22 protein-coding genes, 1 pseudogene and 2 CRISPR repeat arrays are annotated in these 25,585 nt (G+C 68.5%); of the genes and pseudogenes, 4 read left to right on the forward strand and 19 right to left on the reverse strand.

The window, feature by feature from the left end; genetic code table 11:
- Window positions 1-106: 106 nt before the first annotated feature.
- From ACFYMC_RS26165 to ACFYMC_RS26185, 5 genes are read right to left on the reverse strand one after another with little or no spacing between them, the layout of a single operon-like run.
- Window positions 107-1,237: a hypothetical protein gene (locus ACFYMC_RS26165; protein ID WP_388529463.1), complete on the reverse strand. Its 1,131-nt coding sequence runs from the start codon at window positions 1,235-1,237 to the stop codon at window positions 107-109.
- Entirely contained in the window at window positions 1,234-2,169 is a 936-nt protein-coding gene (locus ACFYMC_RS26170; RefSeq protein ID WP_388529464.1) for a lactate dehydrogenase, read from the reverse strand. The genes ACFYMC_RS26165 and ACFYMC_RS26170 overlap by 4 nt, the downstream gene beginning before the upstream one ends.
- Complete coding sequence (locus ACFYMC_RS26175) at window positions 2,166-3,377, reverse strand: phosphotransferase (protein ID WP_388529466.1); 1,212 nt, start codon at window positions 3,375-3,377, stop codon at window positions 2,166-2,168. Before ACFYMC_RS26175 ends, ACFYMC_RS26170 begins: the two co-directional genes overlap by 4 nt.
- A 51-nt stretch (window positions 3,378-3,428) precedes the next feature.
- Window positions 3,429-3,866 (reverse strand): hypothetical protein, encoded by a 438-nt coding sequence (locus ACFYMC_RS26180; protein ID WP_388529468.1) that lies wholly within the window; start codon window positions 3,864-3,866, stop codon window positions 3,429-3,431.
- Window positions 3,863-4,315 (reverse strand): ATP-binding protein, encoded by a 453-nt coding sequence (locus ACFYMC_RS26185; RefSeq protein WP_388529469.1) that lies wholly within the window; start codon window positions 4,313-4,315, stop codon window positions 3,863-3,865. The genes ACFYMC_RS26180 and ACFYMC_RS26185 overlap by 4 nt, the downstream gene beginning before the upstream one ends.
- A 248-nt stretch (window positions 4,316-4,563) precedes the next feature.
- Between ACFYMC_RS26185 and ACFYMC_RS26190 the strand changes: the two genes are divergently transcribed.
- Window positions 4,564-6,171 carry a helix-turn-helix domain-containing protein gene (locus ACFYMC_RS26190; RefSeq protein WP_388529471.1) on the forward strand — a complete coding sequence of 536 codons (1,608 nt, stop codon included), beginning with the start codon at window positions 4,564-4,566 and terminating at the stop codon, window positions 6,169-6,171.
- On the opposite strand, the gene ACFYMC_RS26195 is transcribed toward ACFYMC_RS26190, so the two are convergent.
- The 3 genes and pseudogenes from ACFYMC_RS26195 to ACFYMC_RS26205 form a co-directional block, all read right to left on the reverse strand.
- Window positions 6,132-6,686, reverse strand: coding sequence for a GNAT family N-acetyltransferase (locus ACFYMC_RS26195; protein ID WP_388529473.1), 555 nt, complete (start codon window positions 6,684-6,686; stop codon window positions 6,132-6,134). The two genes, ACFYMC_RS26190 and ACFYMC_RS26195, sit on opposite strands and share 40 nt — an antisense overlap.
- Window positions 6,687-6,736: 50 nt before the next feature.
- Window positions 6,737-8,200 carry a site-specific integrase gene (locus ACFYMC_RS26200; protein WP_388529475.1) on the reverse strand — a complete coding sequence of 488 codons (1,464 nt, stop codon included), beginning with the start codon at window positions 8,198-8,200 and terminating at the stop codon, window positions 6,737-6,739.
- Between the two features lie 54 nt (window positions 8,201-8,254).
- A pseudogene (locus ACFYMC_RS26205) lies at window positions 8,255-8,575 on the reverse strand (sugar nucleotide-binding protein); the annotation flags it as partial.
- A gap of 39 nt (window positions 8,576-8,614) precedes the next feature.
- On the opposite strand from ACFYMC_RS26205, the gene ACFYMC_RS26210 reads away from it, so the two are divergent.
- A complete protein-coding gene (locus ACFYMC_RS26210; RefSeq protein WP_388529476.1) occupies window positions 8,615-9,730 on the forward strand; it encodes an IS630 family transposase in 1,116 nt (371 codons plus the stop codon).
- A gap of 7 nt (window positions 9,731-9,737) precedes the next feature.
- On the opposite strand, the gene ACFYMC_RS26215 is transcribed toward ACFYMC_RS26210, so the two are convergent.
- The 3 genes from ACFYMC_RS26215 to ACFYMC_RS26225 all read right to left on the reverse strand — a co-directional run bounded on the left by ACFYMC_RS26215 (window position 9,738) and on the right by ACFYMC_RS26225 (window position 11,600).
- A complete protein-coding gene (locus ACFYMC_RS26215) occupies window positions 9,738-10,043 on the reverse strand; it encodes a cupin domain-containing protein (RefSeq protein ID WP_388529478.1) in 306 nt (101 codons plus the stop codon).
- A gap of 175 nt (window positions 10,044-10,218) precedes the next feature.
- On the reverse strand, window positions 10,219-10,506 hold the full coding sequence (locus ACFYMC_RS26220; RefSeq protein WP_388529479.1) for an NAD-dependent epimerase/dehydratase family protein: 288 nt from the start codon (window positions 10,504-10,506) through the stop codon (window positions 10,219-10,221).
- Window positions 10,507-10,673: 167 nt separating this feature from the next.
- On the reverse strand, window positions 10,674-11,600 hold the full coding sequence (locus ACFYMC_RS26225) for a DUF6624 domain-containing protein (protein ID WP_388529481.1): 927 nt from the start codon (window positions 11,598-11,600) through the stop codon (window positions 10,674-10,676).
- 346 nt (window positions 11,601-11,946) lie between these two features.
- On the opposite strand from ACFYMC_RS26225, the gene ACFYMC_RS26230 reads away from it, so the two are divergent.
- Window positions 11,947-13,056, forward strand: a complete 1,110-nt coding sequence (locus ACFYMC_RS26230; RefSeq protein WP_388529483.1) for a helix-turn-helix domain-containing protein — start codon at window positions 11,947-11,949, stop codon at window positions 13,054-13,056.
- A gap of 195 nt (window positions 13,057-13,251) precedes the next feature.
- Window positions 13,252-13,524: a CRISPR direct-repeat array (repeat unit 29 nt; unit sequence CGGAACACCCCCGCGTCGGCGGGGAGGAC).
- Window positions 13,525-13,541: 17 nt separating this feature from the next.
- Here ACFYMC_RS26230 and cas2e read toward each other — a convergent pair.
- Genes cas2e through casA form a run of 7 tightly spaced genes read right to left on the reverse strand, consistent with a single transcriptional unit; the run spans window position 13,542 to window position 19,698 of the window.
- Window positions 13,542-13,871, reverse strand: a complete 330-nt coding sequence (gene cas2e / locus ACFYMC_RS26235) for a type I-E CRISPR-associated endoribonuclease Cas2e (protein ID WP_388529484.1) — start codon at window positions 13,869-13,871, stop codon at window positions 13,542-13,544.
- A 6-nt stretch (window positions 13,872-13,877) separates the two neighbouring features.
- Complete coding sequence (gene cas1e, locus ACFYMC_RS26240; protein ID WP_388529500.1) at window positions 13,878-14,819, reverse strand: type I-E CRISPR-associated endonuclease Cas1e; 942 nt, start codon at window positions 14,817-14,819, stop codon at window positions 13,878-13,880.
- A gap of 56 nt (window positions 14,820-14,875) precedes the next feature.
- Window positions 14,876-15,529 (reverse strand): type I-E CRISPR-associated protein Cas6/Cse3/CasE, encoded by a 654-nt coding sequence (cas6e, locus tag ACFYMC_RS26245; RefSeq protein WP_388529486.1) that lies wholly within the window; start codon window positions 15,527-15,529, stop codon window positions 14,876-14,878.
- A complete protein-coding gene (gene cas5e, locus ACFYMC_RS26250; RefSeq protein ID WP_388529488.1) occupies window positions 15,526-16,308 on the reverse strand; it encodes a type I-E CRISPR-associated protein Cas5/CasD in 783 nt (260 codons plus the stop codon). The genes cas6e and cas5e overlap by 4 nt, the downstream gene beginning before the upstream one ends.
- Window positions 16,305-17,432 carry a type I-E CRISPR-associated protein Cas7/Cse4/CasC gene (gene cas7e, locus ACFYMC_RS26255; RefSeq protein ID WP_388529490.1) on the reverse strand — a complete coding sequence of 376 codons (1,128 nt, stop codon included), beginning with the start codon at window positions 17,430-17,432 and terminating at the stop codon, window positions 16,305-16,307. Before cas7e ends, cas5e begins: the two co-directional genes overlap by 4 nt.
- Window positions 17,432-18,082, reverse strand: coding sequence for a type I-E CRISPR-associated protein Cse2/CasB (gene casB / locus ACFYMC_RS26260; RefSeq protein WP_388529492.1), 651 nt, complete (start codon window positions 18,080-18,082; stop codon window positions 17,432-17,434). The genes cas7e and casB overlap by 1 nt, the downstream gene beginning before the upstream one ends.
- An 11-nt stretch (window positions 18,083-18,093) precedes the next feature.
- A complete protein-coding gene (gene casA, locus ACFYMC_RS26265; RefSeq protein WP_388529494.1) occupies window positions 18,094-19,698 on the reverse strand; it encodes a type I-E CRISPR-associated protein Cse1/CasA in 1,605 nt (534 codons plus the stop codon).
- A 273-nt stretch (window positions 19,699-19,971) separates the two neighbouring features.
- On the opposite strand from casA, the gene ACFYMC_RS26270 reads away from it, so the two are divergent.
- Window positions 19,972-20,139, forward strand: coding sequence for a hypothetical protein (locus tag ACFYMC_RS26270; RefSeq protein ID WP_388529496.1), 168 nt, complete (start codon window positions 19,972-19,974; stop codon window positions 20,137-20,139).
- Window positions 20,140-20,310: 171 nt separating this feature from the next.
- Here ACFYMC_RS26270 and cas3 read toward each other — a convergent pair whose 3' ends face one another.
- The gene (cas3, locus tag ACFYMC_RS26275; protein ID WP_388529502.1) at window positions 20,311-23,211 is read right to left on the reverse strand and encodes a CRISPR-associated helicase Cas3'; all 2,901 of its coding nucleotides are present in this window, start codon (window positions 23,209-23,211) and stop codon (window positions 20,311-20,313) included.
- A 186-nt stretch (window positions 23,212-23,397) separates the two neighbouring features.
- Window positions 23,398-25,008: a CRISPR direct-repeat array (repeat unit 29 nt; unit sequence GTCTTCCCCGCCGACGCGGGGGTGTTCCG).
- Window positions 25,009-25,585 lie beyond the last annotated feature (577 nt).

The following is a 25,585-nucleotide window of genomic DNA, read 5'->3' on the forward strand; positions in this document are numbered from 1 at the left end:
CCCTTTGTGTCTCCGCTGTCTCTCCTGTGGCCCGTGGTGCAGGACCAGGACGGCGGAGTGCGTCCCGCCGGGCGCGGGGAGGTCGGCGCCCGGCGGGGGTCTGGGCCTACTCAGTGAGCAGGTGGTGGAGGAAGGTGGCGTTGGCGGCGGTGTCGTGGCCGAGGGCCACGGTGTGCTGCGGCAGCTTGGCGAGGTGGTCGGCGACGCGCTGGCGGGCGTCGCTGCTGCCGCTGCCGCCGGCCGCGGCGAGGCCGAGGATGTCGGGGTAGCGGTCCTCGGTCGCGCCGTGCATGAAGTCGGCCTCCCCGAGCGTGCGGCGGCACCCTTCGACGGACGGGGCGCCGTCGTGCTGGATCCGGGGGAACAGGAGGGCTGCGGCCCGCCCACCGGTGGCCAGCTGCAGGCCGAACCAGTCGGTGAACTGGTCGGGGTAGACCTGCACCTTGCGCTCACGTTTGCCGTCGGGCTCCCACAGCGGCTCGCGGCGCCCCGCCAGAAGGGCCTGGGTGACGTCGGGGTGCTGGGTGGGGTGGAGTGCCTCGCCGGACTGCAGGCGCTTGCGGGCGACGTCGTACCAGCCGAGGGCGTCCAGTAGCCCGAGGCCGATCGCGGCGGCCGATGGCCAGGGCAGGATGCGCAGGTCGCCGGTGTCGTCGGGGCGGACGAAGATCCGGTCGTTGGCCAGCAGCTGCCATCCGAGGTTGGCCAGGGCGAGGGCGGTGGTGGTCTTGCCCGCGCCCTTGGCACCGAAGGTGAGCACAGTGCGGCAGTTGTCGGTCACGGCGGAGGCGTGGAGCAGGGTCCATCCGCGGTCCAGCAGCATGCCGCGCATGGCGTCCCGGGCGATGCGTGCGGCGGCCAGGGCCACCGGTTCTGATCCGGTGCCGATCACCGACAGGCGGCCGGTGGCCGGCTCGTGCCGGTAGGCCAGTTGTTGGGTGGGGCTGACGGCGGTGACGGTGCCCTCGGAGTCGCGGGCCACGAGCGTGGCCGCTTTGGCGTAGGTGGTCTTCTCGTGCGGGCAGGTCTCCACCAGGGCCTGGAGCGTGGCGTACTGGTCTGCGTCGACGTCGGCGAAGACCACCGGGGCGGTGCACACACTGCTGGGCGGGACTTCGAAGGCGTTCCACCAGGAGCCAAAGTAGCGCAGTGCGTAGCTGGTGACCGCGGGGGTGTTGCTGACCATCGTGAGGTTGACGTCGGAGGCGTGCAGCCGCGTCGCGGTGAGCGTGTTCATGAAGCCCTTTCCTTGGAGAGAGGTTTGAGTTCGGGCAGGGACCGCAGGGCCTGGTAGGCGGTGCGGAGCTTGGTGTCGGCCGCGGTGAGCTGCCGCTGCTCGGCCGCATCGAGGGCGGGCAGGCACGCTACGGGGCAGCCGCGGGTGAAGCGCAACGGGATTCCCAGCCAGCCGCCCTCGTGCGCCGCGGACAGTTCCTCGATGCCGTCCTGCACAGCGAGCGTCTTGCGCAGCGCGGAGAGCACGGAGCCGGCGGGTCCGGAGCGGGTGCGGCCGATGCCCGCGCTGATCCGTCCGGCTCGGTCGGCGAGTTCGTCGCGGAGCTGCTGCAGGGGCAGGGGGACTTTCTGTCCGTTGACCGTGGTGGCCGACGCGCACAGCACCGCGGCGTCTCCGTGTTCGCCGATCACGTGCCCGGCCACGGCGGCGTCGGGGACGCGGAGGTGGCGGGCGAGGGCGGCGCGGTAGCGGCTGCTGTCGAGGTTCGAGCCGATCCCGAAGACGCGGGGGCATCCGGAGACCTCGGCGAACAGGCGGGTCATGAGGTCGACGGGGTTGGTCACGATCAGCACGGTGCCCTGATAGCCGTGGAATGCGGCGGCGAGTTGGCTGATGACGGGGGCGTTCGCGGCGGCTCCGGCCATGCGTACGTCGGAGCGGTGGGTGTTGGTAAAGGCGGTGCGTACGGCGATCACCACGGCCTGGCAGGTGTGCAGGTCCGCGACGGCTCCCGCGTGGGCGCGCAGGGGTGAGCCGGTGGCCTGGCGCATGTCGTCGATGTCTGCGGCCAGGGCGGCGGCTTGCTGGGGGGTGCGGGCGGTGATGAGCAGGCGGCGGCACAGGGCGGTGGTGCACAGCGTGGTGGCGACGGCCTGGCCGACGGCGCCCGAGCCGATGACCCCGATCGCGTCCACAGTGGGCGGCGTGTTCATGCCCTCGCCGCCTTCGCCTGGGCGAGGGCCGTGTGCCAGACCGTGGTGGTGTCCCGCCCGCCGAGGAGTTCGGCGCTAATGCTGTGGGCCAGGGTCGCCACGGTGACGGCGCGGTCCACCAGGGCGTGTCCGCGCTCGGGCAGCGGGAGCGCGGCCGGGGCGGAGAGGTAGGTGGTGAGGATGTTGACGGTGTCCATCAGCCACAGGATCAGGACCTCGCGGAGCCAGGAGCGGGCGGCCTTCGGCGCCATCGCGGTCATGCGCTGCTCGGTGAAGGCGCCGATGCCGTCCGCGATGGTGTGCGCGGTGGCGGGGTCGGGCTGCTGGGCGGCGATCAGGAGGATGGTGCGACTGATCAGCTTGGCGGCGTCGGCCGAGGACCGGGCCCGCAGCAGGCCGGGATCGATCAGCACGGGCCGGGCGTCGGGGGTCGGGAAGACGAGGTGCTCGGGCTTCAGGTCGCCGTACGTCAGGACGGCTTGCCCGGGGGCGAGGGCCGTGGGCCGTATCCGGAGCAGGCGGGCCACCACCGCCCTGAGCAGGGCGGTTACTTCGGCGCGTTCGTCCGGGGTGCAGCGTTCGGTTCCCAGGCGGCCGAGATAGGTCTGCCCGCTGATGCCGTTGAACTTGCGCTGGAAGGTCCCCGCGACGCTGCGCTCGGCGATCGTCCGGGAGGCGGCCAGGCGTTCGGCCGTGCGTGAGATGTGCAGGCGGTGCAGTTCGGTGAAGACGCGCTCGAACAGGGCGGGACTGTCGGCGGGGTTCTGCAGCAGCAGCTGGTCCAGAGTGGTTCCTGCGACGGGCTCGGTGAACAGCACGCCGCCGCCGACGCCGGCGATCTGGCAGACCTGCGGGCGGCCGAGCTCTCCCAGCAGTCGCAGCTGGGCCGCCTCGCGCTCCAGGAGCGCGTCTGTGGCCCGCACGTACGTGCTCTGGGCTCGCTGGACCTCGGCCCAGTCGCCGCCGGCGCCGCGCAGGAGCGAGACGAGGGACATGCCGAGGAAGGAGTACTTGGCGTACAGCTCGCGGTCGTCGATGTGCAGTCGTTGGACGTACCCGGTGACGCTGGGGACGTGGCGGTCCAGGCGGGCTTCGGCGCCGGGCCACAGGTCGGCGGCGGCCCGGTGGATCGCGCCGCGGGCGTGGGCGAAGGCCTCGTCCGTGGTCGGTACGGCGGTGGGGGGTGTGCTCACTGCGGCGGTGCTCACGTATGCCTCCTATAGGGGCGAACGGGGCTCAGCGGGGGTTGCGTGGCCCGGTCAGGGGCGGTCCGGGGAAGAGGTGAGGGCGGCCCGCAGGGCGGCGGGCTGGGCCCACTCCTCGGCGCACGGCGGCAACGAGCGGGTCCGGTGGGCCAGGGGCAGGTAGCGCACCGGCCGGGCGCTCCAGGCGAGCCGGAGCTGGTCATTCGGGAGCACGATGGTGAAGGGTTCGCCCCGCTCCAGCCGGGCGGCGGTCGGACTGCCGCCGAGCAGGAGCCAGTCGTGGACGGGCTCGGCCGCGGTGTCATCCAGGATCGACACGAGCATGCGCACCGCGATGCGGATCCAGCGGACGGCGTCCCGGGCGTCGGGGGCGGCGAAGGAGCCGACCAGCACCGTGTTCTCCCGGTGCGGGGACGTCAGGATGCACTCGCACCAGAATCCGGGCTGGCTGGCCACGGGCACCTTGGCCCTAAGGACCGGTCCCGTGCTCATGACGTCGTCCCGGCGCTCGGGTCGAACGCGGCCCAGACCGTCTTGCCGCCCTCGGGCTCGTGGCGCCAGCCCCACGTCGTACACAAGGCCTCGACCAGGAACAGGCCGCGGCCCCGTACCTCGTCCTCGCGTGCTTCCCGGGGCGTCGGCCGCTGCGGGCTGGTGTCGGTAACCTCCAGGATCATGCGCTCCTCGTCGAACTCCAGGAGCACGCCGACATCCGGGCTGCCGCTGTGCTGCAGGGAGTTGGAGACGAGCTCGGATGCCATCAGCTCCATGACGTCCGCGTGCCGTTCCACGCCCCAGGACGTCAGGGCCGCTCGGACCGCGCCGCGCACCTGGCTGACCAGGGCGGGATCCGCTGCGATACTCAACCGCAGGGCACGCGGCGCCGACGGGACGGCCGGTGGGGGTGCCGCGTCTTGATCGGTCTGGGTCGATGGGCTCATGCTCGGTTCACCCCGGGCTCGTCGGCGGGACAGCGGGTTGCTTCACTCCTCACGAACGACTTCGCTAGTGAAGCGGGCTGGTCCCAGGGTTGCGCTGCGGCCGGGGGCCGACCCATCCCGTCGGGCCGCCAACTTTCGGCCGGAAATTCCCGGTTCAACCGGGAGGTCCAAAGGGCGTGTTGACGATGCCCCTGCGCGCTACGGTGCTGTGGAGAGCACGTCGCACCGCGTGGCCGAGAGGGATCCGGGTGGCAGCAAAGCCCCGCAGTCGCAGGCAGGAGCAGGTGCAGTTCGCCGCCGGGCTGCGCGCGCAGGGCAGATCATGGTCTGAGGTGGCCGCCGAGGTACGGCAGCACTACCGGGTTAACGCCCGGGTGGCACCTCGCTTGGCCCGCGGCCTGAGTCAGCGTGAGGTGGCCGAGCTGTGGAACGAGCGGTGGCCCGACGACCCGAAGACGTTCAAGAACATCTCCACTTGGGAGTTATGGCCTGCCGCCACCGGGCACGAGCCGTCCCTGGCCACCTTGGACCGGTTGGCTCAGCTGTATGAGTGCGCGGCGGCCGACCTGCTCGCGGACCTACCCGATCACAGCCGGAGCACGGCACCGGAGCGGTCGTCCGCCGTCGTCCCAGAGGCCGTGTCGGCGCCGCCAGCGGGTGTCGAGCTGGTGGAGGGGATGTTCACCGCGCCGGTGCTGCTCACCCCGCAGCTCACGGGCCGACTGGTCCATCAGTTGCACGACGTACGCTTCGACGAACTGGCACAGGCGTTGATCATGTGGGTCCAGCACGCCAACCCCGGCCCCGACCGCCGCGAACTGCTGCAGCAGATCAGCACCGCGCTCACCGTCGCGGCAGCAGCCCCGCTGCTGGACATCGCCGACGCTGACGAACGCGAACGCGTCGCCGCCGTCCTGGACGATCCGCGCCGCGTCGACCAGGCCACCCTCACCCACGCCGAGCGCGTCCTGCAGCACTACCGCCGCCAGGGCGACGTGCTGGGCCCACAGATCGCCCTGCAGACCGCGCTCGCCCAGCGCCAGGTCATCGCGGACCTCACCGCCGCCGCCCCCGACACGCTGCGCCCCCGCGTCCTCACGGTGTACGCGGAGCTCAGCCAGATGGTTGGCTGGCAGCTGTACAACCTCGGCGACTACCGGGCCGCCCAGTACTACTACGACGACGCCCGCACCGCCGCTCACGACGCGGAGAACACCGAACTCGTCACCTACGTGCTGTGCACCATGAGCCAGCTGGCCACCTGGCAGAACAAGCCGCGGGTCGGCATCGACCATGCCATCGCCGCGCAGGCATGGGCCGGGCAGGCCGAGAGTCCGGCCGCCCGCGGCTACGCCGCCGATGTCGCCGCCCGGGCGTTCGCCGCCGCCCAGCAGCCGGACAAGGCCCGCCGCGCCCTGGTACAGGAGCGCGATGCCGTCCACGAGATGGCCTGCGGTGAACCCTCGCTCGCCTCCTGGTGGTACTTCTACGACGAGTCGTTCTACTGGGGCACCAAGGCCGAGTGCTCCCTGGTCCTGGACGCCCCGGACCAGGCCCTGCACGCCGCCGCCACCTCGCTGCCGATGATCGACCCGACCAACGTGCACAACTACGCCCACACCCTCGCCCTGCAGAGCGAGGCTTACCTGCAGCGAGGCGACATCGCCGAGGCCGCCGCCGCTATCGGCGACATCGTGCACATCTCCAACGTCAACCACTCACCGCGCATCGGCCAGCGCGTCGCCGCGCTGCGCAGCGCGCTCACTCCGTGGCAACGCACCCGCGCAGTGCGGGCCTTGGACGAGCTCCTGACCCATCACCGGCTGACCGGCAGGTCCAGCACGAACAGGTCGTAGGCCGAGTAGTAGTCGCCTTTGTCCCCGGGAATCCGCCCGACCCGGCGCCACCCCCACGCCTCATAGACCGGCTGCGCCGGCGCGTCCGGCCCGGTGGCCAGCGTCGCCCGCTCCTCACCCCGGGCACTCAGCACGGCATCGTGCAGCGCACGCCCGACCCCCTTGCTCTGCCACGCCCGGCGTACCTCGATCTCCGACAGGACCCACGTACGTGCCCCGGTCTCCTCCACGAAGTCCGCCGAGGGCTCGGGCTGCACACCGCCCCACCAGTGAGTGTCACCGGCCGGGAGCGTGTAGCCGAACGCGAAGCCGATCATCTGTCCCGCCGACCGCGCGGCCACCAGGAGAAACCCGGGCCGCTCGAATTGCTTTGCGGCCCTTCGGCGGAACGCGGCCGTCTTCTCTTCCGCCGGCTGTACGCCGTAGGCATCGGCATAGGTATCGCTCAACTCGCCCAAAAGCTCGGCAGCTTCATCACCGTGATACTGCGTCAGGGATACGCCATCGACCGTCATGGCGGTCAGGCTAGGTGAGCGGACCGCACCGCCAGAAGAGGGGGTGAGCGTCAGGCCGCGTCGAGGATGAGTCCCGTCCGGGCCGCGAGTTCGGCGAGCTTCTCCTCGTTCACAGGATTGTCGTCATCGTTGAGAAGCGAATCCAGCTGCAGGCCACGCAGCGGCTCCAGATAGATATCCCGGGTCATCTGCTCGTTCTGGTGACCGAGCATATCCTTGACCATCTGCCAGATCTGCCCGTAGGTCCGCTCGTAATTGAGCCGCTCCGCCGGAGTCAGCCCCAGCCGCTTGTCGAGAGCGTTGTGCAGGCTCAGCAGCGTTCTAAGAGCCATCGAATGCCGCAGCATGTGCGGCGTCGCTGCGACTCCCACCCCCAAAGACTCGCAGCGGTCGCTGGCCCGTCCAAAAATCTTGGTCCAGTCCCGATAGTTCATCGGAAATCCAGACTCGGTCAGCCACAGCGCGGCGGGCTCAAGCCCGTCATCGGTATTCACGTACAAAAGGGTGCGGTCGTCGGCCGTGAGACTATCCAGCGCCTCACTGCCACGGCGGCCGTCCGCCTCGGTCCAGTGGACCTGCCCGCGTCGCGTAATCCGGTCGATGACCCGGCGCCCGGGTACACGGTCGTACAGCCCGCGCTGCTGAGCTCGGCGAACCGCCAGGCTCCGGTCAGCCATCCGGTATCCGTTCACCGACTGCAGCGCACTGTGGCTGACGTAGAAGTGGTAACCGGCACGCTTGGCAACAGACTTGGCTACTTTCCCGGAGTAGTAGTTGCGGGCACCGACTTGAGGAAGCTCACAAGTGAGGAGCGTGCCACCCTCTCGGCGTCGCACGCCGCTGGAATAGAGGAAGTCGGCAGCCGCCATATCGCGTCCAGCCAAGCGCCCCCTCCAGGTCTCGTCTTCCAGACCGTTCGGCAGCATTCCGCCCAGGCCAACGTTGCGCCACAATCGAAATGCACGCGCTGTAAGCCATTTAACGTTAGTGGAGCGGACATCACGCGGCGCAAGTTCGGCGACTTCGAATTCAATGCCGTCGGCACCTCGCACTGTATAGGTGACCACTGGATTGTCATCGACATATTTCTTGCCGCCAGCCCAGTCGTACAACAGCTTCAGCGCGGCCAACTCCTTGCCCCAGGTGCTGCCCTGGATGCGCTTCAGGTTGCCCTCGCCTCTACGCCGCCACTCCTCCCAGTCCGCCAGGTCGTCCGCCGTCGCTTCGTCCCAATCCACGCCGCGGTTCCACAGGAAGGTGAAGAACAGCCGGTAGATCGGGGCGTACGTCTCCTGGGTCCCCTGGGACTTCACCGAGAACGGCGAGCGCTTACAGAACCGGACCAGCCTCGGGTCGAGCCGACCGTCCGGCGCGATGAGGATCGGCTGCTTCGTCCGGAACCCGAGGGCCTTCTCCCGGGCGGCAAGGTCGCTCCATCCCTCCAGGGCTGGCTCCACCACGCCGTCCGGCGCTCCGCCATCACAGGTCCACGACAGCCACCACTCCTCCAACACGGCCCCCTCTCACAGACAACACGACCAGGCGCAACACAGTGTATGTCCACAGAAGCGGATGTCGTCGGTGAACAGGGCGCCTTGCCGGGTGCCGGCTGCCAGCGCGTGCACCAGCTGCTCGTGCTCGGAGCAACCGTGCCCGATGATCAGCGAGGTGCGGGCAACGGCCGCATCGGGGCACAGCAGCCGTACAGCGGTCTCGGCGGCCGCCTTCGCGGCCCCGTACGGGGTGAGCGGGTCAGGAAGACAGGACTCGTCGTACCAGCCGTGGCCCGTTCCCGAGAAGACGGCGTCGCTGGAGACGTGCACCAGGCGGATGGAGCGGTCGGTCACGGCCTGGGCTAGTGGCTCGTCTCGGTTCGTTGGCCGGGTAATTGATCATTCGTTCGTTGCGGGGCAGGCTGCTTCCAGGTCGTGATCGTGGAGGTGGTCGTGGGGCGTCGTCCGGGAGTGTTCGTCCGGCCGGCGAGCATGGAGGAGGGCCGTCAGCTGCAGCGGATCAGCCGGACCGCGAAGGACCCGGTGAAGTTGCGGCGGGCGATCGTGGTGATGATGTCCGCCCAGGGTCAGTCGGTGCCGGACATCACCTCGTTGATGCAGGTCAGCGCTGACTATGTGCGCGATGTCATCCATGCCTTCAACGAACGGGGGTTCGAGGCATTGGACCCAAAATGGAGCGGGGGACGCCCCCGGAAGATCAGTAGCGAGGTGCGCGAGCACATCTGCCTGATCGCCCGAACGTCCCCCGCCGACTGGCGCATCACCGCCTTCTCCACCTGGAGCCTGACCAAGCTGGCCGGGCACCTGGTGAAACAGTCAGTCGTCCCGGCGGTCAGCCGCGAGAACCTGCGGCGGATACTGCGCGAGGGCAAAGTCTCCTGGCAGTCGACCACCACCTGGAAATCCTCGAACGACCCGGACTTCATCGCCAAGATGCACCGGGTCCTGGCGCTGTACGACACCCCGCCGGTCGATGGCCGGGTGGTGTGCGTGGACGAGTTCGGGCCGCTGAACCTGATGCCCCGCAAGGGCAAGGCGTGGCGTCCACGCCGCTCACCTCGTCGTCTGCGAGCCACCTACAACCGGTACGACGGGGTGATGCACATGCTCGCCGCCCTCGATCTGGCCACCGGCAAGATGTACTACCGGATAAGGCCGCGCAAACGATGGCGCGAATTCCTGGCCCTGCTCAAGGCCCTGCGCGCCCGCTGGCCCGGCGAGAAGCTGTACGTCGTCCTGGACAACTTCGCCCCGCACAAGCACGCCAATGTGCGGGCCTGGGCCGTGGCCAACGACGTCGAACTGGTCTTCCTGCCGACCTACGGCTCGTGGCTGAACTGGATCGAGTCCGAGTTCGCCGCCCTGCGCTACTTCGCCCTCAACGGCACCGACCACCGCAGCCACCACGAGCAGAACGCCGCCATCGCCGCCTACGTGCGCTGGCACAACGCCCAGGCCTGGCCGAAGACCAACTTCGCCCCGGACTCGCCCATCCGCACCTGGACCGAGTATCCGGCCAAGGCCGCCTGAAGAGCCGTTACTCCTCCGGCAGTTCCACGATCACCAACGTGCCCCGGCTTCCGGGTCGGACCGCGTGTGAAGTTCCCGCCGCCACCATGAACAGCTCGCCCGCCCGCACCGACACCGGCATGCCGTCCACCTCCAGCTCCAGCCGGCCGTCGAGGACAAGCAGAGCCTCGGCGCCCCCGTGGCTCTCTTCCTCGACCGGCAGCCCGTCCATGCGCAGTACCTTCACGCAGGCCGCTCCCACCATGCCCAGCCTGCGAGAACTCCACGCCTCCGGCAGACCGGCCGCCGTCTCCGCAAGGTCGACCGCACTCATGGCACACCCCTCCTCACGGACCCGGTCGGTCATGCCTAAACGGGCCCGCACATAAAGATCAATGGATGCCTTGAAAGCTATCTGACCAGGAAAAACAAGTGGTCGACCGTTTGGCAAAGCCTGTCGCCAGGTCCAGACCGAAGCCAACCCCCGGCCCACGCCAGAGGCTCATCCATTACCCGTCCAACGATCCGAGACGAGCCACTAGTCGGATCCCGCCTTCGGCGGTGACCGCCCAGTCCGCTCCTCCGCTCGATGCGTTGATCAGCACGGCCGGAGCCACCGTGTCGAGGAGCTTCTCCATATTGATGGGGTCGCGAAGATCGAGGTGATGCCAGGTCGCCCTGCCGTCGTCGCCGGGACGGGAATGGAACGTGGCGACCGGGCGCCCGTCTGCGGATCCCGCCTGGCGTACCAGCGCGGCACCCAAGAAGTCGCTGCCGCCGATGATCAGCACAGTCATGCCACCTCACGTTGCGGGCGACGGGTGCCGCCGCGGTTTGCTTCGGCGGAACCCGTGGACCTCCTCAAGCGGGCCAACCCGGCCGAGACGGGGCACGGGTCCAGTCTCAGGACCCAGGTAGGCCGCCGAGCTGGCCCGGCCGAGCGTCGGCCGCCCCAGACCTGGCCCTACCCAACGCTGGCCGCGACCTGCTCGATGTACGTCTCCAGCGGCGGGAAGCCCCACGCCGCCCGTAGCGCCTCGACCTCGCCCGAGTTCGCCACGGGGTACGGGACGAGCACGCCGTCGGGCCCCTGCGTCAGCTGGGTGCCGAAGATCTGCTGCTGCCCTCGGGCGATCCGTACCCGGTCCTCCAGCAGAGCGCCGTGCTGCGGGTCGGCGTCGCCCGCGGTCACGGCGGCCGCGAGCAGTTCCAAGCACTCCTGCTGGAAGTCTGACTGCTGGTCGGCGTGCTGGGCGAGCAGCCAGGCAGCCCCGGCGGCCCGCCGCCCGACGAGTGCTTCGCCCGGCCACCCACGCGCGGCGATCAGCTCACTCAGCCACGCGGTGTTCGCCTCGTCCACGGCCCTCCACCGTTCCATCAGCTCCGGCGTCCGCTCGGCCACCGGCACCAGCCGCACCGCCTGGTCCTCCTCCTGGCGCCGGAGCAACTCCGCGCCCAGGACCTCGTCGACCGGTGGCCGAGGCCGCAGAGCCGCCGTACGGTCGATCACTCCGAACAGCTCCGCGGCCAGCAGTCGCGTGTCCTCGGGAAGGTTGAGCCGGTCCAGCGCGCTGTGCTCTACCCAGTGGGTTGTGTGCTCGGGCGTGCCGTGCGCAGTGAGCGGGCGGTCGACGACACCGACGACGATGTGGTCCCGGTGCACATGCCGCCGATCGCAGCGACTGTCCGCGGCAGCCGACATCGACACCACATGCCACACCGACGGGGCCGCCGGGTGCGGGTACGCCTCGGGAAGCGGCGGAGACAACAGGCGGACTTGGTGCCCCGTCTCCTCGTGCACCTCGCGCACTGCCGCCGTGAGCGCGTCCTCACCGTCCTCGATGTGCCCTCCCGGGACGAGTTCGCCCCCGAGCCGCGGGTGTTCAATCACGCACAGCCGCCACTCCCGGCCAAACCTCGCGAAGGCATAGCAACTCGCAGTCCCATGCACCACCAGATCATCCATGCACCTGATTCTCAGACCTGACGGCGCAGGTCGATGTGCTTCAAGGAAACTTCAGCCTGGGCCTGGTGCAGATGACGAAGTGAACATGTCGTAGCCATAGTTGGAGAGTTCGTATGCGCTTCAACCTGGCATATTCGCTTTGGCCGGTTCCGCATGGCTACTGTGTCGCAGCAAAGCCCATGTGGTCCCGTGGAAGGGACCCGCCCCCGCGATCGGCGTTTGCCGCCCGAGGAAGAGCACGGAGCCCGCGAGTGGCCATGCGAGCACCCTGGTGACGCAGGAGATAGACGTCGCCGGCCTCACTCCTGGGGGCCGCCGTCTCTGCGAGTGGCGAATACGCCGAGGCCTCACCGTGGCCAGTATGGCGACGCGTTCCGGCCTTCCCGAGCAGTTGATCGGAGAACTCGAGGCGGGGAGGGATTGGGTCGACCAACGCCGCATCCTCAGCGCACTCGCCTCCGGTCTTCGACTGGATCCGGCTGAACTGACTGGCCAGCCCTACATGCCCTCCGGGTCCGACCACTCCGCCGTGCACTCGCTCGTGTGGCACGCACGCCGGCATCTGGCTCGTGCTCTCTCCGTGGACAGCGCCCTCGGAGAGGCTGACCCGGAGCGACTGGCCGTCCTCGTCGACGGACTGCAGGCTTCTGACGACGCCGGTGACCTTGCCACCGCCGCCCTGACAGTTCCGAGACTGCTGGAACTGGCCGGCTCGCCACAGGCCGGCGACGCCCACCACGGGGCCGCCACTCTTCGTGCAACGGCTCACGTATACGTGGGTCGCCTCCTGCGCCGCCTCGGGTACTGGGACCTTGCCTGGAGCATGCTTCGTCAGGCGGGTCCCCCGGCGGAGGTCCGCCCTGTGGTACTCGGAGAGGAGGTCCGGCTACTGCTGGACATGGGGCAGGCCGAACTCGCCATCTCCCGGGTGGCGCGGGGAGAGATCGACGTCCCGGCAGAGGTATTGCTGCCGCTGGCCGTCGCGCACGCGACGCTCGGGCAGGAGGAAGAAAGCGATCGTCTGCTCGCCTCCGCGCATGAGAAGGCCATCGACGCGCACCAGCAATCCCAGGCTGCCGCTGCCGGGGCCTTCGTGGCGGCGGAGCGCGGCGGCTACGACAGCGTGCTTGAGCGGGCGGCGAGTGCCGTTTGTCTCCCGGCGGGTGACCGCTCCGCCCTACTCGTGCTCACTTCGTCCGCTCGGGCCAGGCTCGGTCTGTACGGGGCTGCGTCCGAGGATCTGGTGGCCGCGGAAACCATCGCACCGTTGCACACCAGGTTGGATCCCCTGGCCCGTGAACTCGTGAGTGTGCTCCTCGTCCGTGCCCGGGTACACGCCGAGGTGCTGGGTGCCATGGCCGTGCGGTTCGGGCTGAGGTGATCTGTGCTCGTTCGGGGAATGCCCGGTTACGACGGCCGGACCTGGCCTAACCTACGCATGCTCCAGAAGTAGTTGGGCGGACGATCATGGATGAACGGCAGCAGCAGCTGGCCAAGCTGATCGGCAAGAGGGTGCGGGCGCTCCGCGGCAGGCGGGGGTTAACTGTACGGGCGCTGGCCGGTCTGGCGGGCGTGTCGGAACACCCCCGCGTCGGCGGGGAGGACCGACTCATCCGGGGCTTCGACTTTCCCGAAAGCGGAACACCCCCGCGTCGGCGGGGAGGACAACGTCCTGGAGCCGGGCAGCGGCTCCGGCAACGGAACACCCCCGCGTCGGCGGGGAGGACAACGCCTCAGCGTCAGTGACAGCAGCCACAGGCGGAACACCCCCGCGTCGGCGGGGAGGACCCTGTATGGGGGCTGTGTGGCCGTGTGTGGGGCGGAACACCCCCGCGTCGGCGGGGAGGACCCTTTCTGACCTGCGACTCAAGGAGGGCTTTGCGAGCTATTTACCTCTAGTGGAGAGGGTGACGCTCCCATCATTCTCATCAAGGCGATCCCATCAAAGTCCTCGGGTACCCGACGCCGGCTCCCTGCTGTACGAATGCTGTAGCCCTGTTCTGTAGGAGCTGGATGTACGAGGACAGCCGCTCCGTCCCCGACGACCTGGGTGACGGCCTCCCAGAGTTCGTCGCGGACTCGAGCAGAGACCGAGCCGACGAAGATGCCTGCTACAACCTCTGTCGTCCATCGGCTGAGGGCACCGCGCAAGTGATCGGGGACTGCGGTGGTGGCGATGACGAGCATGGACGGCATGAGGTATCAGGTCTCCCCGTGTGCGTAGTTGACGCCGGCCGGCAGGACACCCTCTCGCGGGTCCCAGAGATGAACCATCTGCACGTCGCGGCGGTCGAGGCGATCGTCATCTTCGTCGTCTGGCTTGTCGTCGGCTGGGGTGAGGAGCGTCTGGATGTCCCGGACGATGCGCGGCAGCAGGCGCACGAGACGGAGTTCCTCACGGAACTTTCGGCGTGCTTCCTGCTCGGGGTTGGCTGACTGGTGGAGGGAGAAGGCTACGGGCAGGGTGAGATCGGCTTTGTAGAGGTCGGCGATGTCATAGACGAAGGCGTGCTGCGTGCCGGCATGGACGAATCCGAGAGCGGGGGAACATCCCAGTGCGAGCACGGCAGCGTGCACGATGCCGTACAGGCATGTGTTCGCTGCCGACAGGGCGAGGTTGACGGGGTCCTGTTGGTCCCATTGGTCGGGGTGATAGTTGCGGCGGAAGCGGCCGATGCCGTGCTGTTGGGCGAGTAGCCGGTAGAGGGCTTTCATCCGCTGGCCTTCGAGGCCGCGGAGCGTGTGGAGAGTGATGTCGGCGGGCACGTCGCCAGCGTCGAAGCGCATGCCGTACATGCGTACGGCGATGTCGAGGCGGCGTGCTGGGTCTGCCCAACTGGTTGCCTGTTGCTCGAGCCAGTGGGTGGTGAGTGAGGAGGGGAGGATGCCGGCGTAGGCGCGTACGCCGCCTGATCCGGTGCAGACCACGCTCGTGCCGTGGCGGGCGAGGGTGGCCAGGGCGCGGGTGGTGATGGAGACGCCAGGGCCGAGGAGCAGGCAGGAGAGTGCCGCGGTGGGGATGTAGACGGTGTCGGTGCGGTCTTCCGACACCTGGATCTGGGCGCAGACGCCGGTGTCGTCCTGAACGACGCGGACCATGTCAAGGTAGAGGAAGGAGAGGGAGTCCGCGACGCGCGGGAGCATGGCGAGTGTGGGGGTGGCGAGGCGGGCACGTGCGTCGCCGCCCTTTCGGGGTGCGCTCATGCCGTAGTGGCTGGGGCGAGGCTGAGGAGTCCTGCTCCGTACGGTTTTCCGCGGCCGATGCCCTGGAGGAGGGCTTGGGTGAGGGCGACGGGGTCGGTGATGGTGGCCGTCCCGTCGTAGCGGATGAGGCTGTGCCGTATGGGTGGTGCGTTTCTGCCGTGGGGGCGGACGGGGCGCAGTGGTGTGGGGACCGTGGAAGTCAGGTGGAGGCCGGCTTCGCCGGCGCGTCTGGCCCACCACTGGTCGGCCTCCGCGCCTGAGAGAGGGACGATCTTTCCGCGCTTGTTTCTCTGTTCTAGGGGCAGTCGTTCGCGTTTTACCGGGTTGAGAGCGATGCGGTACCGCACACCGAGGCCTGGCCTGAGTGCGGCGAACATCGGTTTGAGTTGCTTGATGAGGACGTCGCCGTATCCGGTGGGCAGGCCGGCGTGGTCGAGTGGGACTGTGGCCTGGACGAGGACGGTGCTGGTCTCGTCGTCCTCGTCGATGCGGAAGAGGAAGCCGGTGGCGCGCCGGGGGGTGTCGCCGAGGTTGTCGGGGATCATCCGCATCAGCGTGCGGTGCATTGCGGTGGCATCGCGCAGGTCTCGCTGCACGGCGCGGCTGTGAGGGTTCAAGCGGATGCGGGCGATTTCCGCGGACGGGGTCATGCGGTGGTCTCCAAGGCGTAGTCGATCAGGCGTCGGTGGAGGTCGGCTGGCTCGGTGAGGAGCGAGCGGGACAGGTCCTCCGTCGTCCGGTAGAGGTGGCGTTTGCCGTGGATGCGGCCTTGGGGTGCGAAGCTGACGGGCATGTCCTGGACGCTGAGGCTGGCGCCGTTGCCGGCGCCGCCGGGCGGTGGACGCTCCCGCAGGAAGTCCACCCGGACCGTGCCTGCACCGTTGTCGTGCTGCCGAGGCTGGCGGTCGCTGCGGTGCGGGCTGCTGAGGGGGACTCGGGTGCGTAGTTCGGCGTCGGGGTCGCGGACGCCGGTGCGCAGCAGGAAGGGCTCGTCGGGGGCGCAGGACCGACGCCCCAGGTGGGGCGCCCAGTGCGGGGATTCGAGTGCTGCCCCGATCCGGTCGATGTCGTCGTCCGCTCCCGTGACGGCGACGACGAATACGGCATCGGCCAGGTAGTGCCTGCGGGTGATCACTGCCGCGCCCTTGTTGCCGCCGCCTGCCGTGGCGGCGGTGCGGTTCTTCGGGTAACCGCCACCGACCGTGTGGTAGTCGCTCAGCAGCACGCCGGGACGGTCCACACGCACGGTGAACTCCAAGGCCGCGTAATCCTGCGGATTCTCCTCGCGTCCTCTGCCTTCGGCCGCGGAGATCAGGCCGATGAGTCCAGAGCGGGTCGGGAAGGGCGCGGTGTCGCGGACGGCGGGGAACGCCGCGCGTTCGCCCCAGGACTGCAGTGGCCCGGCCAACCGCAGCAACAGGCTCGTCACTTCTTGCTCCCGGCGGCCGGGAAGGCCGCCTCGACGGCAGCGTCGATGAGGCAGGGGAAGGACACGTGGGCGGTGCCGAGGCCGGCCAGCTCTTCCTCGCCGGTCCGGGCGTATCCGTGGAAGGTCCGATTGCGGTCGCCGGTCAGCCGGTTGAGGTCGGATGCGTAGGACGACAGGCGGCTGATCGAGGGAGTGCTGAACCCGCCGGTGACATCGGCGGTGACCGGTGCCTCGAAAGCGCCGGCGAGGGAGAGGGGCCGTTGGGTGCGCACGGCGAGGTAGGCGAGGTCCGGGATGGTGTGCGGGGCGGTGCTGGTCCGCTTGGCCTGCGGCAGGCTCATCAGGAACTGGTCGGCGAAGGAGGCCAGGACAGTACGGGCGGCCTTCTCGTCGCCGTCGAGGTTCTTGAGGAGATCGGTGATGTTGACGGAGGCGAATCGGTAGAAGACGCCGGCGCTGAACTCGGCGGTGTCGAGGTGTCCGCTGCCCGTTTCTGCCTCGCCGAGCCAGTCGTCCACCGCGGTGAAGTAGTCCCGCTGGGGCTCACTGGCATGGGTGGTGAAGGCGTGCGCGACCTGTGCGGCGCCATCGACGTTGGCCCCGGGGAGTTCGGCGAGCATGCGGCCGAGAAGACTGATGGAGGCGGTGCGCCGCTTGAGGATCTCCTCAATCCTGAGGGTGGGCAGCAGCACCCCGGGAGACTTCTTACCCAGTCCCTTCTCCAGCGCCTCGCGGTGGTCCAGGCACACGGTGACGAGTTCGTCGATCCCGGACTCGGGGAGGAAGAGCAGGACGGAGGTGTGTCCCGCACTCTCCGTGCCGAGGCCCTTCTTTCCGGCACTGGCCGCTACCTGCTTCCCTGCGAACGCCGCGAGGTCGGCGGGCCAACCGGCCTGGCTCTCCAGGGCCTCCTTGACTTTGACCGGCACCTGGCGGGTGCGGGCGGCCTTCTCTCCCAGATCTCCCTCCACCCCGAGGCGGATCTCCCTCTTCCAGGACTGGCTGGAAACGCGGATGCGCGTGGCGTTGCCGTAACGGACTGTCTTGGGCGAGCCGAGGTCGTCGCGGTTGAGGTTGGCGGTCGGCACCGACTGGATGGCGCTCAGGTCCAGAAACAGGGACATCAGTGGTTCTCCTCAGTGGTGCCGGACGGTTCGTCGTCATGCGAGAGTTCACGGGTACGGTCGCGGAAGTAACCCTCGAGCCAGCGGGTTGCAATACGGTCCTGGTCGCGGTTCCACCACGTGAGGTCGTGGAGCAGAACGGCCCAGTCGAGGTTGACGCCTTTGCCGAGCAGTTGCCGGGTCAGAGCAGGAAGCCGGAGATGGATCGCCTCGCTGGACTGCCGGGCCATCAGATGAAGATCTGCCTCGGCCGTGTCCGGCTTGATGATCTTCTTGTTGACGGCCTCGGCGAGCGAGGCTCCCAGGTTGGGGCGCTTCCACCAGTCCAACCTCTGGGTGCCGGCGTGGGGTGTGCCCGACTCCGCCTCCTCTGCGGCTGCTCGTACCTCCGCGTCACGGGCGGCACGCGGTCGCCCCGCGATCAGGGAAGCGACGGCGTAGTACGCCCGACGGGCATCCTGATGCTGGGCGTCTTCACCCATCAGCCGCGGCACAAGCAACCGGTGCATGTAGTTGGAACGCTCCACCGGCTTCCCCAGGCCGCTTCGCAGATCGGCCCGGTTCTTCTTGTTCTCGCACCACTTGAGCACGTCGGCGACAAAGGCGCTCTGCCGTGCCAGACGATCGACCGGTGGCTTGGATGGAGGCATGGCGGTCATTTTCACTTCCCTGGGGCGGTCATAGCCGGCTTCGGCAAGGCGGATCGGATTACCGTGCGCGCCCTGTTCCGAGCCCGGGCGACGCGCACGTCCGCGCTGCGCGCGCCGATCGCCTCGTCCAAGGCGTCCAGGGCAATCCGCACGAAGGGCGGGTATGGCGCCGAGTCGATCAGATCAGGGGTGGCCAGCTCCCAGAAGACTTGCTCGCCGGCGGCCCAGAAGCGGCTGACGGCGTGAGCTGCCCACGGCCCCTGCTTCTTGGGGTCCAGCTTCACTTTGGCCGTGGAGTCCTCGACGGGATCCGTGGCCAGCTTCCACGCCAGACGCGCGGCATACCGCAGTTTGTCCGCGACGTTTTCGGCGGCCTGGTGACAGCGCGCCACATGCTCGGCCATCCCCGGGTGGGGGCTGAGTTCCGGATTCTCGTGCTGCTGCCAAGCCAGGACGGTCGGGGTGGTGGCCTCGAACCAGATGTTGTCACGCTGCTGACCGTCCTGGTCGAAGCCGTAAGCCCGGACCTTCAGGCGCTCTGCCAAGTTGCGGGGCAGATGGTCCAGGGTGCTGGGCCGCTGCGTCTGGCTGTCGCCGATCAGCAGCAGTGCATCGAGGTCGCGCCACAATGCCCTGTGTCCGTCGGCGGGTCGCGCGAAAGGCGCACCTTCGCCGGACCGGGGCATGTCGAGGATGACGTGCGGGTCCCGCACGGCCGGGGACGGTTGATGGGTGGACCAGGTCACGTACGCGTCCACGACTTGCCGGCGATCGGACGACGGCACCAGAAGGACGGCGTGACGCGCACGCCCTGTCAACATGCGGCCCGGCCAGGTGTACGGACGCAGCGTGCCGAGCGGGTCAGGGAGCTCGTCCTCCCACGGACACAGGTCGTTCCCCTCCGCCCCGCTTCCCGGCGTGGGCACACCGAGCACCAGAGTGGTGAACAAATCCGAGGCCCACGTGTGGAAAGAGATACTCTTCCGCAGCGGCCCCGCATCCCCGCTGCCTGCGCGCACCGTCGTGATACGACGCGGCGTGCACTGACCCGACGGCCCGTAATACAGCATCGCAATCAGATGCCACGCCGCGACAGCCGCGGGCACCGCCACAGCGGCCGCATCATTGAAGTGGCCGAAGAGAACAGCACCGTTGACACCAGTCGGCCGTCCGATGACGAGCTTGTTGATACCGGACGAGTTGGGCCTGCCCTTGGTGTCCACGCACTCGCTGCGCAGTCGAGGGTCCTGCAGGAACGGACGCTGCGCATCGAAGAGATCGAAACGACCGGTGAGCCTCTCGTCGTCGAAGTAGGCGTCCACCGCGTTGGGATCGAACCTTCCCTGCTTCAGGACACGCGCCCGCAGTGCGAACCACTCCTCGGCGTCCTCGGCCGTGTCCTCGTTGCAGAGCCCCAGACCGTCCTCCTGGGCGATCCGAGACGCCAACGCCGCGAGGATTCGCAGCAGCCCGGAGGCGGCCGGTGGCACCGGAAGCTCGATATCGTCGATCTCGTGCGCACGGTGGAACAACTGCCTGAGGCCCACCTGGACGGACTGGCCGCGGACCCGTACCGGAATCCACGGCTCGTTGCGCAGGTCGAAACTTTCCGACAACTCCAACCCCTTAAGAGCCGGCCCCCAGGTGGGGCGGAATACCTACTCGGGACACTGAAGCACCAGCCACTGACAAGTCGTCTGCGCGAGCGTGCGAAGGCCAGTAGACCACTGCGAGGCTCCTCGTGTAGCCAACTTACTGAAGCCGTAAGTGACCCGGTGCGCCTTGGATCCCATCCTTGCGGCGCAGCGCGCCTGCTTGATCTTCGCCAAGGCGCCCGTAGTGTCGGACTCGCCCGCGCCAAGCCTCCCGAAGGGGTACCTGTGCCCTACATGTCAGCATCCGTCAGCACTGCCGTCGGCTGGCCAGTGCCACGTTCCTGGGGTGCGATTTCGCTGATCGTGATCGTCGTCCTGGTCCTGAGCCCCAGCGCCACGCAATGTGCGGCCTACGGGGCACTGTTGATGGCCATCACCGATGCGGCACGACACCACCGATGACCACCAGTGCACTGTGACCGGCCGGAGTCGTTGCGAGAGTTAAGCTGCACCACACGACCGGAGGCATCGTCTCCTCGCCGCTGCGAGGGTGTACCACCGTAGGTGACACGGTGTCTCAGTTCGGCATGAAGTCCCCGCCGATGTGGGGGTGTTGCACGCGCTTGCAGTAACTCAAGAGCGCAGGAGGCCCAGCTCCTCGTCGAGCAGAAAGCGTTCGCCTCCTACAGCGACTGCCTGGACCTCGTGGTCGCGCACCGGCAGGTGTACGACCACGAGGTCACCCAGCATCGCGTGCTCGGACCAGTCCGCCGGGGGTTGGTGCCGTTCTCGCTCGCCCTTGAACCATTCCGCGTTGGCCGGGATCGTTCGGCCCATGACGGCTCGTACATCGGAGAGTTCCATCCGGCCGCCTGCCGCGGCCCTGGGCAGTGGCTGTTTTCCCGCCAGGTCGAGCGTGACCGTCCCGTCCGGATGCGCGTAGACGCACAGGAGACGTACCGAGTCCGCTCCCAAACGCGTGGACGCCTCCCATCCATCCTCCTGGCCTTGAAGGTGGTGGAGCTGGTTCAGCCACTCGACGTGGCCCACGCGGGGGATGGCCAGGAGAGCACCAACGCCCTGTTGCGCGACGGTCTTGCCCACATGGGCCACCCAAGCCTCCGCCGTGTCCGAGAGGCTCCAGTCGAATCGATCACTTCGGTCGCCGTGCACTCTCTCGACGAGCCCCTGGACGTCCTCGGGGATGCAGATCGCCTGCGTTCCACGCTCATGTAGCGTCGACGAGGTCTCCTTGAGGAGAGCTTCCGCGTAGACCTCGCCCCATTGCACGGGGACACCGCCCTGACCTGCGATCGGGTCCAGCACCACCAGGCGCGGTCCCGTCGCCGCTGCCCAGGCCGGACGCTTCCGCCCGCCTGGATAGCCGTGGCGCACCCACCAAGTCTCATGACGCCAACACCGCCCAGCCCGCTGCAACAGGAGCGCGAGCGGGGCGAGGTCACTGATCACGACATCAGCATCCAGGTCCAGTGACTGTTCGACGACTTGAGTGGCGACGACGACCCTTCGCTGCGGCCTGGGTCCCCCTCGTCCCATTCCGGACGTCACCACCTTGGTCCGCCTCTCCCGCACGTCACCGGGAAACCGGGCGTGCAGCAGCTGCAGATCGCCATCCTCTCCCTCGCGCTGCCCGGACAGCGCCAGCCCACTCCCACCGAAGTGTCTCTTGAGGTGCTCGTACGTCTCCTGCGCCTGCGCAACCGTATTGCAAACGACCAGGGCACAGCCGCCCTCGTCAGTGACGACGGGCTCCAACAAGCGCTCGATCACTGAGAGCCGACCTCGCCGTCCGCCCTGCGCATGATGGACGACGGGCTCGATCTGCACATCCAGGCGCATGCGACGCTCCTGCGCCTGCGCCTGCTGCGCCCTGGGCTCGATCTGCTTGCACCGACCGTCACTCGCATCCACGTACAACCAGCCCGGATAGGGAGCCTGGAAGGTCCGGCCCTCCCGCTGCTTGCGCCCGAGCCCCGCGCCCCACAGATATTCCTTGACCAGCTTGTCACTGACCGAGGACGGCAGCGTCGCAGACAAAAGGATCACCGGCACGCCGTACCTGCCGAGCCAGTTGAGCAGTCGGCCCAGTAGGACCTGCATGTAGGGATCGTAGGCGTGTGCCTCGTCGACGATGAACGTCTTCCCCGAGAAAGCAAGTAGCCGCAGGGCGTTGTGCCGAACCGGCAAGACCGCCATCAGAGCTTGATCGATGGTGCCCACCGTGTACTGAGCAAGCAACGGCCGCTTGGCCCCGAACAACCAGCTCGACGGGCGCATCGCAGCCAGGTGCCTCGCAGTCTGCTTCTCGGCCGGCGTAGCGTCGTCCTCGCCCTCACACACCAACACCCGCCCGCCCGCCTGAAGGTCCCCAGCGGCGTAAGCACTGCTCAACCACGCCATACTGTGCGTCAGCGTCAGACCTGCCTCCGTTCCATCCTGCCTGGCCAGAATCTGAGCGATACGGCTGTGCATTTGATCGCTCGTCGCCATGGTCGGCAGGAGAAACGCGAACCCGCGTGTGCCGAAGGCCCGTGACAGGAGGCGCTCGGCCTCCAACGCCGCCTCGCTCTTCCCGTCGCCCGGTGCAGCCGTCACCAGCATGATCCCCGCCTTAGGCGCGCCACCCCCCGTCCCACCGCGGAGCGGAGCCAGACCGTCGACGATCGAGCGCTGCAACGGGTTCGGCTCACCCGCGATCCCGTACGCCTCCGCGAACCCCTTGCGCTTCAGATCCACCGGCATGAGACCGGCCTCACGCACCAAGACTTCAGCGTCTCTCAGCGACATCTCAAAGTGACGAGCAAGAGAGGGATCAAGCTGTCGCTGCCGGCGCCGAAGATACCCCTCCTGGCTGACCAGCCAGTCAGCCAGGATCACCACGCCAGTCACCAGCACAGCCGCCGGAGCACGAAACCTCCTCGGAGGAGAAGGATCGCCCAGAGCGTCAAGGACCGCAGCAGCATGGGCCTCACGCTGCCGCGCCCACATTGCGCCACCGAGATGCAAGTGACGCGATGGGTGCGTCCTTTGCGGATCGAACCGGTGGAAACGCCCGTGGTGCCCGCCCAGCACCTCAGCGATACGCTCGATCTCCGCGTCCACCGAAACACCAAAGCCCAGAGCCTCCAGAACGGCGGGTACCACTTCCATCCCGGCGATGTCGTGCCCGAGCCGCTCGACGCCGATCCTTCCCGGATCACCCGCCAGCGAGTCACTCAAGCCGCTGCGTCCTCGAGCATCACAGAACTGGAACCCGGAGAGCTTCCCGATGTCGTGCAGCCCCGCGCAGAGCGCGGTCAGAGCACGTGCTCGAGCCGGCGCATCAGGCAAGTCGAAACCCTCGGCGATGGCCAGCCTCTGATTGTCGGACAAGTAGTGGTCCCACAAGAACAGGGCAACCGCCGCAGCATCCAGCAGGTGCCTCACCAGCGGATAGGCCGGAAGCTTGGGATCCAACCCCCGAGACTTTCCCCACGCTGTCTCATCAGGAGCTGTGTCCGGTCGTCGCATCATGAATATTCCCCCACTGTTCGCGCGCTCGGCCCGTGTCGTCGCAGCCCGCCCACGCCTACTCCACCATGCGGCGCTGACAACACGCGGGCGAACGGTCGGGTAGCTTTGCGGCATGCGCTTCAGTACCCGGCCAGCAACACTGGTAAAGCAATTGCAAAGCCTCTGCTGAGTCGCAGGTCACGAAGGGTCTTCCCCGCCGACGCGGGGGTGTTCCGACCAGATCGCCGCCGCCATCAATGCGGCGAACGTCTTCCCCGCCGACGCGGGGGTGTTCCGGCCTCGTCTGGGTCGTGTTCGGCCGGGGTGGCGTCTTCCCCGCCGACGCGGGGGTGTTCCGTGCTCATCTACGACGAAATCGGCTGGTACGGCGTCTTCCCCGCCGACGCGGGGGTGTTCCGCCTGGTCCGCCTGGTACCAGAGCGGCATGGGGGTCTTCCCCGCCGACGCGGGGGTGTTCCGCCAGTGGGGTGCCGGGCAGAGCGCAGGCCCTGGTCTTCCCCGCCGACGCGGGGGTGTTCCGTTCCGCTCGGGGCAGCTCCGCCCTGCCCGCCAGTCTTCCCCGCCGACGCGGGGGTGTTCCCAGCACGGCGCGAGGATCCACGTCATCGCCAACGTCTTCCCCGCCGACGCGGGGGTGTTCCGCAGCAACCGCCTACATCACCCGACACGCACACGTCTTCCCCGCCGACGCGGGGGTGTTCCGAGGGCGAAAGCGGCGAGGACGGCTGCGGTGATGTCTTCCCCGCCGACGCGGGGGTGTTCCGCATGGCCACGGGAGACCATGGCCGCGGTGCGTGTCTTCCCCGCCGACGCGGGGGTGTTCCGAGGGCGTTCTCGTGGTCGATGTCGAGGCCGGGGTCTTCCCCGCCGACGCGGGGGTGTTCCGACGCAGGCCAAGCCCCCGAAGAGCCGAGAATTGTCTTCCCCGCCGACGCGGGGGTGTTCCGCCTGTCCATGAGGAATTCCGCGAAGCCTTTGAGTCTTCCCCGCCGACGCGGGGGTGTTCCGCTGGTCGCCGGGGTAGCGCATGGGGTAGCCGTGTCTTCCCCGCCGACGCGGGGGTGTTCCGAATCGGCGTCCACTCCCCGCGGCCGGCGAAGCGTCTTCCCCGCCGACGCGGGGGTGTTCCGCGCTTGATCAACGCCGCTTCCTCAGCAGGTGTGTCTTCCCCGCCGACGCGGGGGTGTTCCGTCGAGGAGCTCTTCCACTACCTCACACAGCAGGTCTTCCCCGCCGACGCGGGGGTGTTCCGCGGTTCCATGCCCACTTTGTCGGGCGCACGCAGTCTTCCCCGCCGACGCGGGGGTGTTCCGTGCTCATCTACGACGAAATCGGCTGGTACGGCGTCTTCCCCGCCGACGCGGGGGTGTTCCGCCTTTGGGCAAGCCGCCCTGAGGAGTGTGGGCGTCTTCCCCGCCGACGCGGGGGTGTTCCGATCCGGCGCCCGAAATCAGGCGCGCCCCAGCCGTCTTCCCCGCTGACGCGGGGGTGTTCCGCATCCACGGTCAGGAGTGGGCCGTCCGTCAGAGTCTTCCCCGCCGACGCGGGGGTGTTCCGGTCGCGAAGGAGCTGCGCTGGGCGGACCTCGGGTCTTCCCCGCCGACGCGGGGGTGTTCCGATCGTCGAGCTCCACCGGCAGGGCCTGAAGGGGTCTTCCCCGCCGACGCGGGGGTGTTCCGCCTGGACCGCAGCCGTCCTCGCCGGAGCCGATGTCTTCCCCGCCGACGCGGGGGTGTTCCGTAGACCGGCGACGCCCCCACCACCATCCGGTCCTTCCGTCGACGCGGGGGTGCTTCTTCGGTAGTTGGGCCAGGGCGAGTTGGGTCGTGTTGACGTGGTCGGCAGTGGCCCATCACCAGACCGGCGCCAGCCGGGCGCCCGTCAACCAACTGCTCGTAGGCTGCTCTCAACTCCCGCTCACGGTCGGGCTGGCGCAGGCCGGCTCCAGCCCAGGGACTCGTAAGGGCCGGTGCGCCGGCCTGCTCGCTGCATCTGGAGATCGCGGGTGCGGGCGGCGGTGGCGCGGCCGACCTGGACACATCCTTCGGCTCGCCGCCCTCGACGACACGTGGGGCATCACGGCGGGACACGAGGGCCTCCTGCAGTCGGGCGCAGATGTCGCAATCCACGCCGAACCAGAAGGCCCTCACTGCTCAAGCACCCAGCACGCGTATCACCAACGCCCCTGGGCGACACAGCTAGCGCCGGGACCCGCCCCCTTGCCTCCATGGGAGACGAATGGGAGAAAGATCTTGCCCATCAGAGCTAGGTAGGGCTAATACTCCAGCAGCACTTCGTGGCTTGACCTGGGGAAACGTCGAGCGGGTGGGAGTGTAGCGGGCAGGAGTCGGTCACGGACGGCTTCTGCCCGCCA

This window comes from Streptomyces sp. NPDC006879, assembly GCF_042869595.1.
GTDB lineage: Bacteria > Actinomycetota > Actinomycetes > Streptomycetales > Streptomycetaceae > Streptomyces.